At 67.9% G+C, this 16,874-nt stretch carries 13 protein-coding genes; 5 read left to right on the forward strand and 8 right to left on the reverse strand.

Annotated features, from left to right (window positions below):
- Window positions 1-31 precede the first annotated feature (31 nt).
- Together V7787_RS39700 and V7787_RS39705 are read left to right on the forward strand one after the other, a co-directional pair.
- Window positions 32-844: a hypothetical protein gene (locus V7787_RS39700; RefSeq protein ID WP_336093108.1), complete on the forward strand. Its 813-nt coding sequence runs from the start codon at window positions 32-34 to the stop codon at window positions 842-844.
- A 103-nt stretch (window positions 845-947) separates the two neighbouring features.
- Entirely contained in the window at window positions 948-1,517 is a 570-nt protein-coding gene (locus V7787_RS39705) for a DUF2059 domain-containing protein (protein ID WP_336093109.1), read from the forward strand.
- A 31-nt stretch (window positions 1,518-1,548) separates the two neighbouring features.
- Here the strand turns inward: V7787_RS39705 and V7787_RS39710 are convergent, their stop codons facing one another.
- Window positions 1,549-2,313: a pseudouridine synthase gene (locus tag V7787_RS39710; RefSeq protein ID WP_336093110.1), complete on the reverse strand. Its 765-nt coding sequence runs from the start codon at window positions 2,311-2,313 to the stop codon at window positions 1,549-1,551.
- A gap of 105 nt (window positions 2,314-2,418) precedes the next feature.
- Between V7787_RS39710 and V7787_RS39715 the strand changes: the two genes are divergently transcribed.
- Window positions 2,419-5,229, forward strand: coding sequence for a M16 family metallopeptidase (locus V7787_RS39715; RefSeq protein WP_336093111.1), 2,811 nt, complete (start codon window positions 2,419-2,421; stop codon window positions 5,227-5,229).
- 251 nt (window positions 5,230-5,480) lie between these two features.
- Here V7787_RS39715 and ubiB read toward each other — a convergent pair whose 3' ends face one another.
- From ubiB to V7787_RS39745, 6 genes are all read right to left on the reverse strand, one after another.
- A complete protein-coding gene (gene ubiB / locus V7787_RS39720) occupies window positions 5,481-7,160 on the reverse strand; it encodes a ubiquinone biosynthesis regulatory protein kinase UbiB (RefSeq protein ID WP_336093112.1) in 1,680 nt (559 codons plus the stop codon).
- Window positions 7,157-7,816 (reverse strand): ubiquinone biosynthesis accessory factor UbiJ, encoded by a 660-nt coding sequence (locus V7787_RS39725; protein WP_336093113.1) that lies wholly within the window; start codon window positions 7,814-7,816, stop codon window positions 7,157-7,159. Before V7787_RS39725 ends, ubiB begins: the two co-directional genes overlap by 4 nt.
- A gap of 86 nt (window positions 7,817-7,902) precedes the next feature.
- Window positions 7,903-8,064: a DUF1328 domain-containing protein gene (locus V7787_RS39730; RefSeq protein WP_336093114.1), complete on the reverse strand. Its 162-nt coding sequence runs from the start codon at window positions 8,062-8,064 to the stop codon at window positions 7,903-7,905.
- A gap of 100 nt (window positions 8,065-8,164) precedes the next feature.
- A complete protein-coding gene (oleD, locus tag V7787_RS39735) occupies window positions 8,165-9,154 on the reverse strand; it encodes a 2-alkyl-3-oxoalkanoate reductase (protein WP_336093116.1) in 990 nt (329 codons plus the stop codon).
- A 273-nt stretch (window positions 9,155-9,427) separates the two neighbouring features.
- On the reverse strand, window positions 9,428-11,098 hold the full coding sequence (oleC, locus tag V7787_RS39740; protein WP_336093117.1) for an olefin beta-lactone synthetase: 1,671 nt from the start codon (window positions 11,096-11,098) through the stop codon (window positions 9,428-9,430).
- A gap of 7 nt (window positions 11,099-11,105) precedes the next feature.
- Window positions 11,106-12,008 carry an alpha/beta fold hydrolase gene (locus V7787_RS39745; protein WP_336093118.1) on the reverse strand — a complete coding sequence of 301 codons (903 nt, stop codon included), beginning with the start codon at window positions 12,006-12,008 and terminating at the stop codon, window positions 11,106-11,108.
- Window positions 12,009-12,392: 384 nt separating this feature from the next.
- Here V7787_RS39745 and V7787_RS39750 point away from each other — a divergent pair, with 384 nt between their 5' ends.
- On the forward strand, window positions 12,393-13,247 hold the full coding sequence (locus V7787_RS39750) for an HpcH/HpaI aldolase/citrate lyase family protein (RefSeq protein WP_336093119.1): 855 nt from the start codon (window positions 12,393-12,395) through the stop codon (window positions 13,245-13,247).
- Between the two features lie 163 nt (window positions 13,248-13,410).
- Entirely contained in the window at window positions 13,411-15,885 is a 2,475-nt protein-coding gene (locus tag V7787_RS39755; RefSeq protein WP_336093121.1) for a sodium:solute symporter, read from the forward strand.
- Window positions 15,886-16,049: 164 nt separating this feature from the next.
- Here the strand turns inward: V7787_RS39755 and V7787_RS39760 are convergent, their stop codons facing one another.
- Complete coding sequence (locus V7787_RS39760) at window positions 16,050-16,862, reverse strand: phytanoyl-CoA dioxygenase family protein (protein WP_336093123.1); 813 nt, start codon at window positions 16,860-16,862, stop codon at window positions 16,050-16,052.
- Between the last annotated feature and the right edge of the window lie 12 nt (window positions 16,863-16,874).

Here is a 16,874-nt window from a genome sequence, read left to right on the forward strand (position 1 = left end):
CATGCCCGCATCGGTCCAAGGAGGAATCCGCATGAAGCGCCAGCCCCCATCGCCGCGCCTCGCGCCGCTGTCCCTGCCACTGCTCGTCGCCGCCCTGCTGGCCGCGCCGGCGGTGTCGGCACAGGCCATCGATCAACGCTCCGACCCTGCCAACGCCAACTACCGCCGGATCGACGACCCACGCTTCCAGCGCCGGATGACCCAGTCGGCGCAGTCGGTGGCCGAGTCGCTGGTCGGCCGCAGCGCCAACGCCACCGATCAGCAGATCCTGGGCCAGTTCACCGAGCAGCAGACCCAACTGCTGCGGCAGTTGCAGAACGCCTTCGACGCCATGCCCAGCAGCGGCGCCGGCGCCAACTACAGCAATCCCGGCCGCGGCGGCAACGGCGGCCTGGACCAACGCGCCATCGATGAGCTGCTGAGCACGCCCGAGGGCCGTTACGTGCTCGAAGAAATCACCCGCGGCGGCAGGCCGATCGCCAACCCGCCGCCGCAGAACCGTGCGCCGCAGCGGCGCGCCTATCCGCAGTCCTACCCGCAGCCGGCCTATCCCCAACAGAGCTATCCGCAGCAGGGCTACCCGCAGCAACAAGGCAACGCCTACCCGCAGAACAACGCCTATCCCGGCGACGCCGATCCCTACGGCGGCTCGCCGCAGAGCGGCTACTCGCAAGGCGGCTACTCGCAAGGCGACTATTCCCAAAGCGGCTCTGCGCAAGGCGCGGGCATGAGCACCGGGCAAGCGCTGGGCTTGTCGGTGGTGCAGGACATCGCCAACGCGGCGATCCTGCGCGCGACCCAGCCGAAGATCATTTACCGGCAAGCGCCGCCGCCGCGGCCCTGAGTCGCGCACGCGCGGACGGGCCGGCCCATCCGCGCGCCGATCGTTCCGATTGACCGCCCCGGCCCGGACCGGGACCATGGGCCTCCATTCAAGGAGGAAGCCCATGTCCAGATGCTACCGACCCCACTCGCTCGCGGCCCTGCTGTCGCTGGCGCTGTGCGCGATGCCCGTCTTCGCCAAGCCGCCCAGCGACGCGCAGATCGACCGTTTGATGCGGTCGATGAACTACGAGCGGATGAAGAGCGAAATGGTCGCGCAGATGCGCGGCTCTTCGCAGACCATGGCCGAGTCGATGACCGGCGGCCAGCTCAACGACGCCCAGCGCGCGGAACTGAAACGGATGATGGACAAGACCATGGCGCGGGTCGATCAGAGTCTGGCCTGGGAAAACATCGCGCCGATCTACCGCAAGGTGTATCGCGAGGTGTTCGAGGAAAACGAAGTGCAGACGATGATCGAGTTCTACGAATCGCCGGGCGGGCGCGCGGTGCTCGACAAGATGCCGCGCGCGATCGGTCTGACCATGCAGGAAATGCAGCCGCTGATGAAAAACCTGTTCGAGCAGGTGCGTCAGGACTTGCAGCGCGAAACCAAGCAGTTGCAACAAGCCAACCCGCCCGCGCCGCCGGCGCCGCCCTCGCCGCCGGACGCGGCCCGCTCCAAGTCGCCCTGAGTCCGCCCGATTAGGCGCAATCGCGCCGCCGTCAATCCGACGGCGGCGCCGGGAACAAGGCCAAGGCCTTGGCGAACTCGCTGTCCGCCTGCGCCGGCGCGATCACTTCGATCCGCTCGCCGCTGCGCGGATGCACGAACGCCAAGCGCTGCGCGTGCAGCAACATGCGGTGAATGCCGAGCATGCGGAAGGTGCGGTTGTGGCGGCCGTCGCCGTGGCTGGTGTCGCCGATCAGGTGATGCGAAAGGTGCTTGAGATGGCGGCGGATCTGGCGGAACCGTCCGGTCAGCGGCTGCGCCCGCAGCAGCGCGTAACGCGAGGTGTCAAAGCCCGAACCCGGCACCGCCAGTTCGGTCCGCGCCAACACCTCAAAACGGGTCTGCGCCGGCTTCTTCAGCGGTTTGCCCGGGCCGCCGTCGAGATCGTGATCGACCTCGAACGCCGGCTCCGCCGGCCAGCCGCGGCACACCGCCAGATAGTCCTTTTCGACCTCGCGCGACATCAGCACCTTGCCCAGCGCCGAGGCGGTTTCGCGGTCGAAGGCCAGCAGCAGGCAACCGCTGGTGGCGCGGTCCAGCCGGTGGACCAGGAAGATCGGCCGGCCGAACTGCTCGCGCAGGCGGTCGGCGGCGAAGTCGGTTTCCCCGCGCGCCAGCGCGCTGTCGTGAACCATCAGCCCCGCCGGCTTGTCGATAACCGCCAGAGCCTCATCGGCGTGCAACACCGGCAGATGGGTGGCGGCGATATCCTGGCCATCGGCCGGCGGCGGCGTTGGGGAACTGAACCTCGGATGCATGCGGCCTGCTGAAGCGCTGGGGTGATCGGCCGCTAGTGTCGTCTATTGCTCCATGCGCTCAAAGTCTTGCGCGCCGTCGCGCCGATCCACTTAACGGGAATTTTCATGCAACCACGCCGTCTCGCCCTCGCCGCTCCGCTCGCCTTCGCCCTAAGCCTGGCGCTGGGCGGCGCTTATGCCCAAGCCGCGCAAGTCTCGCCGCCGCGCGGCATCGCCGCCGGGCCCTGCGTGGAAGGCATCTGCGAGTACCGGCTGAGCAACGGCCTGCGGGTGCTGCTGTTCCCCGACGCGACCCAGCCCACGGTCACCGTCAACCTGATCTACAACGTCGGCTCGCTGCAGGAGAATTACGGCGAAACCGGCATGGCCCATCTGCTCGAACACATGCTGTTCAAGGGCACGCCCACCCACCGCGACATCCCCGGCGAGATGAAGAAGCGCGGCATCGACTTCAACGCCCAGACCGGGCAAGAACGCACCAACTACTTCTCCTCCTTCCCCGCCAACGACGCCACCCTGGATTGGCTGCTGGCCATGGAAGCCGACCGCATGGTCGCCTCCAACATCGCGCGCAGCGATCTGGACAGCGAGATGACCGTGGTCCGCAACGAGATGGAGAGCGGCGAGAACAGCGCGGTCTCGGCGCTGATCGAGCGGGTGCGCTCGACCGCGTACCTGTGGCATCACTACGGCAACAGCACCATCGGCGCGCGCAGCGACGTCGAGAACGTTCCGATCGAACGGCTGCAAGCGTATTACCGCGCCTGGTACCGACCCGACAACGCCACCTTGGTGCTGGCCGGCCGGATCGATCCGGACAAGACCCTGGCCGCGGTCGCGCGCCATTTCGACAAGCTGGCCAAACCGGCCGAACCGATGCGCGCGTTCTACACCCGCGAGCCGGCCCAGGACGGCGAGCGCGAAGTCACCGTGCGTCGGGTCGGCGATCTGCGCCTGGCGATGGCCGCGTACCACACACCCGCCGCCACCCATCCCGACACGCTGGCGCTGTACTTGCTCGGCGACATCCTCGGCCACGTGCCCAGCGGCCGCCTGCATAAGAACCTGGTCGAAACCGGCGTGGCCGCGAACGTCGGCGTAGGCAGCGAGGAAATGTCCAACCCGGGACTGCTGACCGCGATGCTGGCCCTACCCAAGGACGGCGACGCGGCCAAAGCCGAAAAAGCCTTGCTCGACCAACTCGAAGGATTGCAAGACAAGCCCATCACCGCCGCGGAAGTCGACGCGGCCAAGCAGCGCGCCAGCAACGCCTTCGAACGCGCTTACAGCAACGTCGCCGGCGTCGCGATGAGCCTGTCCGAGTCGGTCGCGGCCGGCGATTGGCGTTTGTACTTCCACTACCGCGACACGCTGGAGAAGCTCGGCGTCGACGACGTCAACCGGGTGGCGCGCAAGTATCTGCAACCGAGCAACCGCACCTTCGGCCGCTTCGTTCCCACGCCGACGCCGCAACGGGTGGACATCGCCCAAGCGCCGAGCGCGGCCAGCCTGATGCAGGGCTACACCGGCCGCGCGCCGTTGGTGGCGGGCGAACATTTCGACCCCAGCCCGGCCAATATCCAGGCGCGCACCGAAATCCTCACCCTCGACACCGGCGTCGGCAAAGGCCTGAAAATCGCGCTGTTGCCGAAGAAGACCCGCGGCGCGCTGGTCACCTTGACCGCCAATTTCCATTTCGCCGATCTGGATTCGCTGAAGGGTCGCGACGCGGCCGCCAGCATCGCCGGCGCGTTGTTGATGCGCGGCAGCCAAGGCCTGAGCCGCGAGCAGATCGACGCGCGCTTCGAGGCCTTGCAGACCTCCGCGGGGATCGTTGGCGGCATGCAGTCCGCGCGCATCGGCCTGACCACCCGCCGCGATCGCCTGGCCGAGTCGATCGCGCTGGCGGCGCAAGTGCTGCGCACGCCGACCTTCCCGCAGAGCGAATTCGATCAGTACCGCCTGCAGGCGATCACCGGTCTGGAAGCGTCGCGGCAAGAACCTTCATCGCTGGCCGGCGAGGCCTTGGGCAAGCATTTCGATCCGTGGCCGGTCGGCCATCCGCTGCGTTTCAAGACCATCGAGCAGTCGCTGGTCGAGGTCAAGGCGCTGAAGCTGGAAGACGTGCGCGCCTTCCACCGCGAGTACTACGGTACTGCCGAGGGCGAGATCAGCGTGGTCGGCGACTTCGATCCGGTCGCGCTCAAGCAGCAACTGAAAACCTTGTTCGCCGACTGGAAGCCCAACCACGCCTACGTGCCGGTGGCCACCCATTACGTCGACATTGCGCCGGAGCAGCGCCGGTTCGAGGCGCCGGACAAACCCAACGGCGTGCTGCTGGCCAACGTCAATCTCTCGCTCAAGGACACCGATGCCGACTACCCGGCGTTGATCGCCGCCAACTACATTCTCGGCGGCGGCGCGATCAAATCGCGGCTGGGCGACCGCATCCGCCAGAAGGAAGGCCTGAGCTACAGCGTGTCCAGCGACATCGACGCCGACGCCAGCCGCGACAACCGCGACGACGCCGGCAGTTGGTCGGTGCAGGCGATCGCCGCGCCGGAGAACATGGACCGGGTCGAACGGGCGATGCGCGAGGAACTGGCGCGGCTGGTCAAGGACGGCGTCGGCGCCGAGGAACTGCGCGACGCGGTGTCGGGGCTGTTGACCCAGCGCGAGCAGGCGCTGGCCGCCGATCCGTCGATCGCGGCGACGCTGGCGAGCAATCTGTTCTACGGCCGCGATATGGGCTTCGTCGCGGATATGGATGCGAAGTTCAAGGCGTTGACGGTGGAGTCGGTGAACGCGGCGATCCGCAAGCATCTCAAGCCGGAGCGTTTCAGCGTTTACACCGCCGGCGATTTCGCCGCGGCCAAGGGCAAGGCGCCGTCGAAGGTGTCGGCGGGCGAGAAGTAACCCGACGCCAATACCCCCCCAAACGCGGATTCCCCCCTTTGAAAAAGGGGGGCTAGGGGGGATTTGCTTTTGCCTTTCGCGCTGAGAATCGCGCGCAGGTGAAAGCAAAAGCAAAAGCAAATCCCCCCTGCCCCCCTTTTTCAAAGGGGGGAACTTCCGGGTTGGAACGAAGGGGGAACTTCGGGAGGGAACGAGGCAGGACGGAAACGAGAGAGCAACCAGATCGCGCTACGGCGAATTCGCCACCCCCCTCAGCGCTGACTCCGCGGCCACGCCGCCAACAACGCCCACAACCCACCCAACCCCGCGATCCACGACGACGCCGGAATCGACCAGAACCGCGGCCCGCCCGATTCCAATCCGTACAGCACCGCCGCCACGATCAACAAGCCGGTGCCCAGAATCGCCGCCACCGTGCGCCGCACCGCGTCCTTGATGGTGCGGTTGAGATCGGTGATGTCGGCCGAACGCATCTTCAATTCGTGCTGGCCCGACACCTGCTGGCTCAACCACGCATGCAGCAGGCGCGGCATTTCCGGCGCGCGCGTCACCAACTCGGGCAACCGCTTGCGGAATTCGCCGGCCAGACGCTGCGGGCTGTAGCGGTCGAGCAGAATCCGCTGCAGCACCGGCCGCGCCACCGCCCAGATGTCGAGCTTGGGATCGAGCAGGCGACCGACGCCTTCGATGTTGAGCAAGGTCTTCTGCAGCAAGATCAGCTGCGGCTGCAAGGTCAGCTCGTAACGCTGGGCGGTGCGGAACAATTTCACCAACACCTCGGCCAGCGAGATTTCGCTGAGCGGGCGGGTGAAGTACGGCTCGCACACCGCGCGCGTGGCCGCTTCCAGTTCGTCGATGCGGGTGTGCGCGGGGATCCAGCCGGCCTGCACGTGCAATTCGGCGATGCGGCGGTAATCGCGGTTGAAGATCGCCATGAAGTTCTCGGCGAGGTAGTACTGATCCTCGTCCGACAACTGGCCCATGATCCCGAAATCCAGGGCGATGAAGCGCGGATTGCGCCGGCGCGCGGGGTCGCTGTCGACCCAGATGTTGCCGGCGTGGGCGTCGGCGTGGAAGAAGTTGTCGCGGAACACCTGGGTGTAGAACACCCGCACGCCCTTGGCCGCGAGCGCGGCGCGGTCGATGCCGGCGGCGTCGAGCGCGGCGATGTCGTCGGAGGGGATGCCGTACACCCGCTCCAGGGTCAGCGCGCGTTCGCTGGTGTGCGACCAGATCACCTCGGGCACGTACATGTCGTCGCTGTCGGCCCAGAACCGCCGCAACACGCTGGCGTTGGCGCCTTCGCGCTGCAAGTCCAGCTCCGCGGCCAGGGTGCTTTCGATCTCGGCCACGATCGCGCGCGGACGGATCTTGTCGGCGGCCGGATGGGCGCGCTCGACCAGCGCGGCCAAGGCATTGAGCAGCGCGATGTCGCCGGCGATCTTGCCCTCGATGTCCGGGCGCAGCACCTTGACCACCACCTCGCGCGCCGGCTTGCCCGCTTCGGCGCGCAGCCGCGCCGCATGCACCTGGGCGATCGAGGCCGAGGCCAGGGGCTCGATGTCGAACTGTTCGAACGCGTCGTCGATCTTGCGTTCCAGCGCGCTCTCGACGATGCGCCGCGCGGTTTCGCCGTCGAACGGCGCGACCCGGTCCTGCAGCAGCGCCAGTTCGATGGCGATGTCGGGCGGGACCAGATCGCGGCGGGTCGACAGGATCTGGCCGAACTTGACGAAGATCGGGCCGAGTTCCTGCAACACCAGACGCAAACGCGCGCCGCGCGACATCGCCGCGATTTCGGCCGAGGCGCGCGGCACGAACGGGCGCGCGAGCTTGAGCCAACGTTCGGCCGGGGTGCCGTCGAGCAAGGCATCGAGCCGGTAGCGCAGCAGCACGCGGCCGATGCGCCAGGCGCGCAGCGCCGACCTCATGCGCGCCTCGCGCGTTCGCGCAGGCGCGCCAACCGCGCGGCGGCGCGCTCGACATCGTCGCGCAGCGCGTCGACGTCGTCGTGGAAGGCGTTGAGTTCATCGCGCGGGACCACGTCGCGCGATTCTTCGGTGACGTAGTCGGCGGCGTTGCTGGCGAAGGTGCCGGCGGCGTCGCGCGCATGCCGCAGCGCGCCGGCCACGCCGCTGGCGATCTGCACGCCGGCAACTTCGCCGAACACCGCGACGAAGGGTTGCTGCCAATCCGGATCGAAGCGTTCGGCCAGCCGTTGCAGACGCCGGGCCAAGTCCGCATCGCCTTCGATGCGCAGTTTGCCGACCGGCGCGGCTTGTTCGTTGCGCGCGGCGCCGAGCAGCGACGGCAGTTGCGACAGGATCGCGCCCAAGGTGCTGCGCACCGACAGATCAGGCTGGTCGCTGTCGCGCACCGGCCCGACTTCGAGCCGATCGCCGACCACCACAATGCGCAAAGCCAGCGGCGGCGAGTCCAGGTGCAGCGCCAGGCTGCGGCCGTCGAGCGCGCGCAGGCTGTCGCGGGTGTCGGGATCCAGCGCCAGCGCGCGGTTGAGCGCGGCTTCCAGCGCGCGCCCGGCCATGGGCTTGAGCGAGGACAGGAACAGGGGGTCGGAGGCGGTCATGCCGCCATTGTAGCCCCCTGCTCCGGTCCGGCTAGGCGCACAGGCCCAGGCTCAAGCGCGCAGGCAAGCGGGTGCGTGGTTCGGCGTCAGGCGACGCGGCGGCCGCGGAACAGCGAGACGATGGCCAGGACCACGAACACCACGAACAACACCCAGGCGATGTTGCTGGCGGCGCCGGCGATACCGGTGAAACCCAGGACCGCGGCGACGATGGCGATGACGAAGAATACGGCGGCATAGTGCAGCATCGGAAACCTCCTTAGGGGAGAGCGCCGATCGGGAAACGCTTCCCGATGGCTTGATCCGATCCTGTGTGCGCGAGGGTTGCCATAAGGTGATGGCGGGCGTTTACGTCCAGGCGGCCTTCAGCCGGGTGAGGCCTTCGTGAAAACTGACCTTGGGCACGTAACCGAAATCGCGCGTGGCCGGGGCCATGTCGTACCAATGCGCGGTCGACAATTGTTCGGCGAGAAAGCGCGTCATCGGCGGCTCGCCCTTGAGCGGCAGCGCATGCCACAGGCCTTCGCAGACCGCGCCGATGGCGTAGGCCGCGCCGAACGGCAGGGTCTTGTCGACCTGCGGCGCGCCGACCGCGCCGAGTAAACCGTTCAGGGTTTCGCGCAAGGTCTTGGGTTCGCCGTTGCTGATGAAGTACGCGCGACCGGCGCAGGCCGCGCCCGGGGCGAGATGTTCGAAGGCATCGAAATGCGCTTGCGCGGCGTTGTCGATATACGTGGTGTCGATGCGGTTGTTGCCGTCGCCGACGAAACGCAGGCGGCCGGCGTTGGCGCGTTCGACCAGACGCGGCAGCAATTGATTGTCGCCCACGCCCCAGATCAGGCGCGGACGCAGCGCGACAGTGGCCAGTTGCGCGTCGTTGGCCGCGAGCACGGCTTTTTCGGCGATGGTCTTGGTGGTCGCGTAGGCGGCCTTGAAGCCTTCGCCGTAAGGCACGTTGTCGGCGGTGCCGCCTTCGACCGGATGGGTCGCGCGGTGGGTCACGCTCGGGGTGGAGGTGTAGACCAGCTTGCCGATCGCATGCGCGCGGCAGGCCGCCAACACGTTCTCGGTGCCGACCACGTTGGCTTGGTGATAGCTGTCGTAGCTGCCCCAGGCGCCGGCCTTGGCGGCGTTGTGGAAGATCGCCTGCGCGCCTTGCGCGGCGGCGAGCACCGCGGCGCGGTCGGCCAGATCGCCCTGGATCTGGGTCACGCCGAGCGGATCCAGCGCCGGGTAGTGGCCGCGGTTGAAGCTGACCACTTCGTGCCCGCGCGCGACCAGGCCGCGGCACAGCGCCTGGCCGAGAAAACCGCCGCCGCCGGTGACTAAAACCTTCATCGCGCAGGCCTCGAAGTGATGGGGACAAGGACGGCCATGGTAAGCCCGATCGCGGGCGGTCTGGGGGATCGGTTGCGCGAGCCGCTTGCGCTTGTGCGACCCATTGCGTCGCAAGACTCACTACCACCGTCATTCCGGCGAAAGCCGGAACCCATTTTGACGTTGACTTTGTTGTTGCCGTTTGGGGCTTGGAGCGACGGCAAGATCAAAATGGGTTCCGGCTTTCGCCGGAATGACGGTGAGTGGGGCGGCAGCCTGCCCGCACGCACGCGGCTAGCGCAGCTCGGTCGCCTGGGCCTGCAGCGCGAGTTTCTCGCGCCCGATCTTGGCGTTGTGGCGGATATCCACCGGAAACCCCGGATGGAACCGGATCCGCTCGATCCCGGCGGTGTGCGCGTGCCGGGCGCCGATCTCGCGCAGTTCCTCGACGATGCGCTTGCGCTCGGTGTCGCCGATCCGCGGCTGGTGCAGCTCCACCCACAGCAGCGGCCGCTGCGCGCCGGACGCGCCGGTGCCGACCAGCGCGGTGCGGCGCACCTTGGGATGGGTGTTGAACACCGGTTCGACCTGCTCGGTGTACAGCGGGCCGGTCGCGGTTTCGACCCGGTGGGTCTTGCGGCCGCAGAACCACAGCCGGCCCTGCTCATCCAGGTAACCCACATCGCCCATGCGGTGGACGATGCGTTCGACGCCGTCGGCGGTTTCGCGGATCTTCGCCAGCCGGGTCATCGCGTCGCGGTTGAAATAGCTGTCGGTGGCGGTCGGGCCAGCCACGGTGATCTCGCCGACCACGCCGGCGCCGAGCACCAGATCGTCGGACCATTGCGCGATGGCCGCATCGTCGATGCGGATAATCCGCACCTGATTGCCTTCGACCGCGCGCCCCACGCAAGTACCCGCACCGGCTTCGGTGGCGGCGCGGGTGGACTGCAACTCGCGGCCTTCGATCACCGCCACCGGCAGGCATTCGGTGGCGCCGTACGGGGTCCAGAACTGGGCGTCGTCGGGCAACAGCTCGCGCAGGCGCGCGACCGTGTCCGGCGGCACCGGCGCGCCGGCCGAGGTGACCCGCTTGACCGTCGGCAACGGCTGGCCGTGCTTGGCCAGCACCGCCATCAACGCCGGCGATCCGAACAACTGGTCGCAGCCGAAACGGGCGATCGCTTCGAGCAATTTGACCGGATCGGCCTGTGCCGGGCGGGTCGGGTCCATGTCGGGAATGACCGAGGTCAGGCCCAGCGCCGGATCGAACAAGGCGAACGGCGGAAACGTCGGCATATCCACGCCGCCGGGGACAATGCCGAAGGCCTTGCCCATCATGTCGATCTGGGCGACGAAGTGGCGATGGCGGAACACCACGCCCTTGGGCACCCCGGTCGAACCGCTGGTGAACACGATCGCGGCAACTTCATCGGGCTGGGTATTCGCCAATTGCGAACCAGTGCCCGCGCCAGCGCGCTCGACCCGTTCCAGCGTGTCGTCGGCGAGGAACGCGCGCTTGCCGGTGGTGATGCGGATGCGCGCGGACTTCGCCCAGCCCAGCAGCACCCGCGCGATGTGCGCCAACGGAATGCCGATGAAGGCTTCCGGCGCGGCTTCGTCCAGGCATTGGCGCAACGCACGCTTGTCGATGCCCGGATCGATCAGCACCGGCACCGCGCCGGCCTTGAACAGGGCGAACATCAGCAGAAAGAATTCCGGCGACGGCCGCACCATCACCGCGGTACGGGTGCCGCGGACGATGCCGCGCTGGGCCAGACCCGCGGCGATGGCGTCGCTGCGCTGATCCAACTGCGCGTAGGTCAGCTCGACGTCGTAACTGGCGGTGCCGTCGGCGCGACGGCTACCGGGGCAACGCATCGCCACCCGTTGCGGCGATTGCGCCGCCAGCCCGGGCAGCACGGCGGCGATGTTGCAGGTGGCGGCGGGTGCGGCGGCGTCCATGCTCGGCTCAGCTCAGGGGATGGCGGTCGAGGAAGGCGCGGATCTCCGGCACCAACACCTCGCTCTTGTCTTCCAGCACGTAATGCCCGGCGTCCTTGAAGGCATGCACCTGCGCTTGCGGCAGCGCGTCGGTGAAGCCTTTGAGGAAGTGGTGGTCGAACACGAAATCGGCCAGGCCCCAGCCGATGAAGGCCGGGCGGTCGGCGTACTCGGGCAGCTTGCGGCCCATCGCCTGCACCAGCGGCCAGGCCTTGTCGCCCTCGCCCAGCGGGATGTCCTGGACGAAGCGCGAGGTGGCGATGCGGTTGGCCCAGCTGTCGTACGGCGCGACATAGGCCCGGCGCACGTCGGCCGGCATCGGCTTGACCACGCCCAGGCGCGAGGCGCCGCCGGCGAAGGCGTTGAAGCCGCGGATCAGGCCGGTGCCGATCGAGGAATCGCGGCCCAGGCGCAGGCGCTTGGGCAAGGGCTTGGCCGCCGGCAGCGGGAACGCGCCGGTGTTGGTGACGACCAGGCGCTTGATCTGCTCGGAATGCTTCAGGCCCCAGCCGAAGCCGATGCCGCCGCCCCAATCGTGCACGGCCAGGGTCATCGGGCCGGTAATGCCCAGGTGCTGGAGCAGCCGTTCGACGTCGTCGACCCGCGACTGCAGGGTGTACTCGTAGCCCGCGTCGTCGGGTTTGTCCGACAGGCCCATGCCGACGTGGTCGGGGACGATGCAGCGGTAGCGGTCCTCCAGCCCCAGCACCAGCTTGCGCCAGTAGAAGCTCCACGACGGATTGCCGTGCAGCATCACCACCACCTCGCCGTCGCGCGGGCCCTGGTCGAGATAGCTCATGCCGATGCCCGGACGGACTTGGAAACGCTGCGGCTGGAAGGGGTAGTCGGGGAAACGGGAGCTGGACGTCATCGGTGACTCGGTGAGCGGCGCGCGGAGCGGCCTGGGCGGACAGGCGGCCATTATCGGCTGCATTGCCGGGATTGGGGGTTCGGGATCGCATCGCGCCCCCAAAGCCCCTCCATCTCCCCCCAAAAGCCCCCCAACGAAGCACTCCCCCGAAGCACTCCCCCCTTTGAAAAAGGGGGGCCGGGGGGGATTTGCTCTTGCTCGCCTTCAGACCCACGTCGCGATAAAGCCCTGGATCCCCGCCTTCGCGGCGATGACGAGCAAAAGCGCCCCGCCCCACTCGATACAAACCCTATCGTTTGAACATGCGACCCCTATGCGATTGCCACTGTTTGCTTGACGCACACTCCGGGGCCATGACGATTCGCAAACCGCCGCGGTGGCCTTATGCGTAGCAAGTTGTTCGTGCCCGGCGCGCGCCCGGAGCTGTTCGACAAAGCCCTAGCCGGCGACGCCGACGCGCTGTCGCTGGACCTGGAGGACGCCGTCGCCGAAGACCGCAAGGCGGCCGCGCGCATCGCGGTGGCCGCGTTCGTCGCCTCCGCGGCGGCCGCGGCGTCGCGCAAGCTGATGATCGTGCGGGTCAACGCCCCGGAATCGGCGCATTTCGACGCCGACATCGCCGCGGTCGCGCGCGACGGCGTGGCCCTGATCAATCTGCCCAAGATCGAATCGGCGCAGTCGCTGCGCGCCGCCGTGGCGACGATCGAGCGCGCCGAGGCGGCCAACGGCGTTAGCCGGCCGATCCGGCTGCTGGTCAATATCGAAACCCCGCGCGCGCTCACCCACGCCGCCGAGATCGCCGCCGCGCATCCGCGCGTGGCCGGTCTGCAATTGGGTCTGGCCGATCTGTTCGAGGCCCCGGGCATCGCCCGCTATGAGCCGGCCAACGTGCACGCGGCGATGTTCTCCATGCGCCTGGCCGCCGCGGCGGCCGGCGTGTTCGCGCTCGACAGCGCCTACGCCGACCTGCACGACGAAGCCGGCTACGTGGCCGAAGCGCGGATGGCGCGGCGGCTGGGCTTCATCGGCAAGACCTGTTTGCATCCGCGCCAGGTCGCCTTGGCCAACACCGCCTTCGCGCCGACGCCGGACGAATTGGACGACGCGCGCCGGATCGTCGCCGCGGCCGCCGCCGCGCCGGACGGCGGACGCGGCGTATTCGTGGTCGATGGGCGCATGATCGACTTGCCGTTTCTCAAACGCGCGCAGGCGTTGCTGGCCTCGGCCGAGCGCCATTGAAGCGCGGCGGTTCGAACCGCGCCGGCTCGACCGCGGCGGGTTGAAACAAGCGGAGTCGAGCCGCGCGGAGTCTAACGGCGCCGGCTCAGACACGACGGATTTGAGCGAAACACCAGCGCGCCCGGCCAGCCTGCGGCGCGCATCGAACACGGGGCGGGACTGAATGTCGCAATTCTTGTTGGCTTTCGCGCGATCCGGCCGCAGGGTCTGCGCTCGCGTCGCGTTCGCGCTGTTGTGCGCCGGCCTGTGCGCGTTCGCGCCGCTGGGCGCGGAACCGCTGACGCCGCTGGGCGCGGAACCGCTGACGCCGCTGCGCGCGGGTTCGTTGCCGGCGCTGCAGGCCGGCGGGGTGATCGGATTGGCCACGGTCGAAGGCCGCACCGTCGCGCTCGCCAGCGATCGCGCCTGGCGTTTGGACGTTAAAGGCGAACGCTGGCTGCCGCTGCAATTCGCCGGCGCGGCCGACGCCGGCGCGCTGATCGGCGACGGCACCCGCGCGTTCGTGCTGCCCAAGGATCTCAATGGCGGCGCACCGAACGCCGCCGTCATCGCCCAGATCGATGCCGACGACGGCGCGCTGCGATTGCAGGCCCTGCCGGCGCTGCCGCAAGCGCTGTCGCAACTGCGCGCGAGCGTCTCCGCCGACAGCCTGTCGGTGGCCGGCGTGGATGCCAACGGCGTCGGCCGTCTGTTCCAACGGCCGCTGCTCGATCAGCGCGCGGCCTGGACCGCGCTGCCGGGCTGGAGCGGCGGCGGCGCGCCGCGTTCGCTGGTCGCCCAGACCCGCGCGCTGTTCCTGATCGTCGCCGATGCCGGCGGCGGCGCCGACCGCATGCTGCGCTGGTCGCCCGACAAAACCTGGAGCGAAGTCGCGCGCGTGCCCGGCCAGGTGCTGGCCGGCGCCGGCCGCGCCACCGGTCAGGCGCACGTGCTGTATCCGCTGATCGACCCGGCCGCGCCGCAGGCCGCGGCCAGGCTGGCGATGTACCAGACCATCACCAACGCCTGGGCCGATCTGCCCGGCGCACACATCCCCGTCGACGCCGGCGCCACCGCGGCCTGGACCGACGGCGTGGCCTGGACGCGCGCGTCCGCCGACGGCGCGCAGACCGAATTCGCCACCGCCCAGGTCCGCGCCAGCAAGCTCGGGCTGCACTGGCTGGATTGGGTGGTGATCGTGGTCTATCTGGTCGGCATGATCGGCATCGGCCTGTATTTCTATCTGCGCGAGAAGCGCGGCTCGACCAGCAGCTTCTTCGTCGGCGGCCGCAGCATTCCGTTCTGGGCCGCCGGCATCAGCCTGTACGCGGCCAACACCAGCTCGATCAGCTTCATCGCCATTCCGGCCAAGGCCTTCGAGACCAACTGGCAGTACTTCGCCAACAACATCATCGCCGTGTTCGGGCTGATGTTCGTGGCGGTGTGGATCGTGCCGTTGCTGCGCCGGCTGGACTTGATGTCGGTGTTCTCGTACCTGGAAACGCGCTTCCACCCGACCATCCGCATGCTCGCCAGCGCGCTGTGCATCGTGGTGCAGATCGGCAGCCGCATGAGCGTGATCCTGTTCCTGCCCGCGCTGGGCATCGCCACCATCACCGGCATCAGCGTGTTCTGGAGCGTGATCCTGATGGGCGGTTTCACCATCGTCTACACCGCCATGGGCGGGATGAAGGCGGTGATCTGGACCGACTTCGTGCAGGTGATCGTCAAGATGGGCGGCGCGGTGTTCGCCATCGGCTACATGATCTGGCATCTGCCCGGCGGCTTCGAACAGTACTGGTCCACCGCGATGGCGCTGGACAAGATGCACACCTTCGATTTCAGCTTCGACCTGACCAAGGCCACGGTCTGGGGCTTCATCTTCCTGGTGGTGTTCGAGGTGGTGCTGACCTTCCCCAAGGATCAGGTGCTGATGCAGCGCACCTTGTCGACCAAGTCCGACAAGGAAGCCGGCCGTTCGATCTGGGCCTTCGCCGCGATCACCATTCCCGGCGGCATCATCTTCTACACCATCGGCACTTCGTTGTTCGTGTACTACCAGAACCACCCCGAGCGGATGAACCCGCTGCTGCCGATCGACGCGACCTTCCCGATGTTCATCGCCGCCGAGTTGCCGGTGGGCGTGACCGGGCTGATCATCGCCGGCATCTTCGCCGCGGCGATGGCGACCTTGTCGGGGATCATGAACTCGGTGGCCACGCTGATTTCGGTCGACTTCTACGACAAGCTGGCCAAGAACCGCACGCCCAAGCAGAGCGTGTTCTTCGCCGAGGTGATGACCGTGCTGGTCGGCCTGATCGGCATCGGCACCGCGCTGTTGCTGTCGAAGTTCGACATTCACTCATTGTTCGATCTGTCGATCGAACTGGCCGGTTTGCTCGGCGGCGGTTTCGCCGGTGCCTACACCCTGGGCATGTTCACCCGCCGCGCCAACTGGCAGGGCGTGGCGATCGGCATCGCCGGCAGCATCGTGCTGACCCTGGGGATCTGGACGCTGCAGATGGTGCACCCGTACTACTACCTGGCGATCTCGATCCTGCTGTGCATCGTCATCGGTTACGCGGCCAGCCTGTGCTTCCCGCCGCCGCCGCAGTCGTTGAAGGGATTGACGATCTTTCGCGACAAGGTCGCAGATTGAGCACCGCCGCGCGAACTCGCGACGATGCGTGCAACGCCGCGCCGATGGCGCGGCGGGTTCGGCCGCGGCGCGAGCGCAGCCGAGGAACAGGGACCGATGGCCCCGTCCGGAGAATCATCGTAGAAAGAAGCGGCGGCGAATCGAAAGCCCGCCGCCGCGCGCGTTCAGCGCGAAGGACCGCCCATGCCGCCCATTCCACCCATGCCCGGATCGTGCGAACCGCTCGGCACCGTGCGCTCGCCGGTGACCTGATTGACCTTCACCCGCCACGGATAGTGATCGCCCGAACCGCCGGTGCCGGCGACCTGCAAATGATTGGTCACCGCTTTGCGCCAGGCCGGCCCGGTGTTGGCGTTGCTCATGTGCGGGGTCTTGGAATGGTGGAAGGCGACATCGCCGCGCGCCATCGGGCAGGCCACCGCGCGGCCCTGATCGACCTCGCACATCAGCAGATCGCTTTTCACGCCCTCGACCAGGCGATGGGTCAACACGCCCTCGCGGTGGCCGCCGTCGATGAAATGCATGCAGCCGTTGACCGTGTCCACGTCCTGCAGCGGAATCCAGCCGGTGATGCCGCGATCGAACAGATTGCCGCCCCAGTAGCCTTCGTCCTGATGCCAATAGGTCGGCGCACTCTTGCCCGGCGGCTTGCCCAGAAACTGGTCGTACCAGAACGCCATCTCGCGCGACATCAACGAGGTGGCGAAACTCGCCAGCCAGGCGCGATAGGGCTGCTCGGCGATCTGCGGCCACACCAGGGTCGGCGAGGACTGCACGATCCGGAACGAACGTTGCTCCTTGCTTTCGCTGCTGTCCCAGGCCCAATCGTTGGCCAGCCGTTCTTTGTCGGCGAGCAACAGATCGCAGTGGGCTTCGATCCGATCCAGTTCGTCTTCCGGCAGCGCCTGGCGCACCACCAGATACCCGTGTTCGGCGAAGAAGGCGATCTGCTCCGGGCTGGCGACGGGGTACGGCATGGCGGCGTTCCG

The organism is Pseudomonas sp. CGJS7, assembly GCF_036961695.1.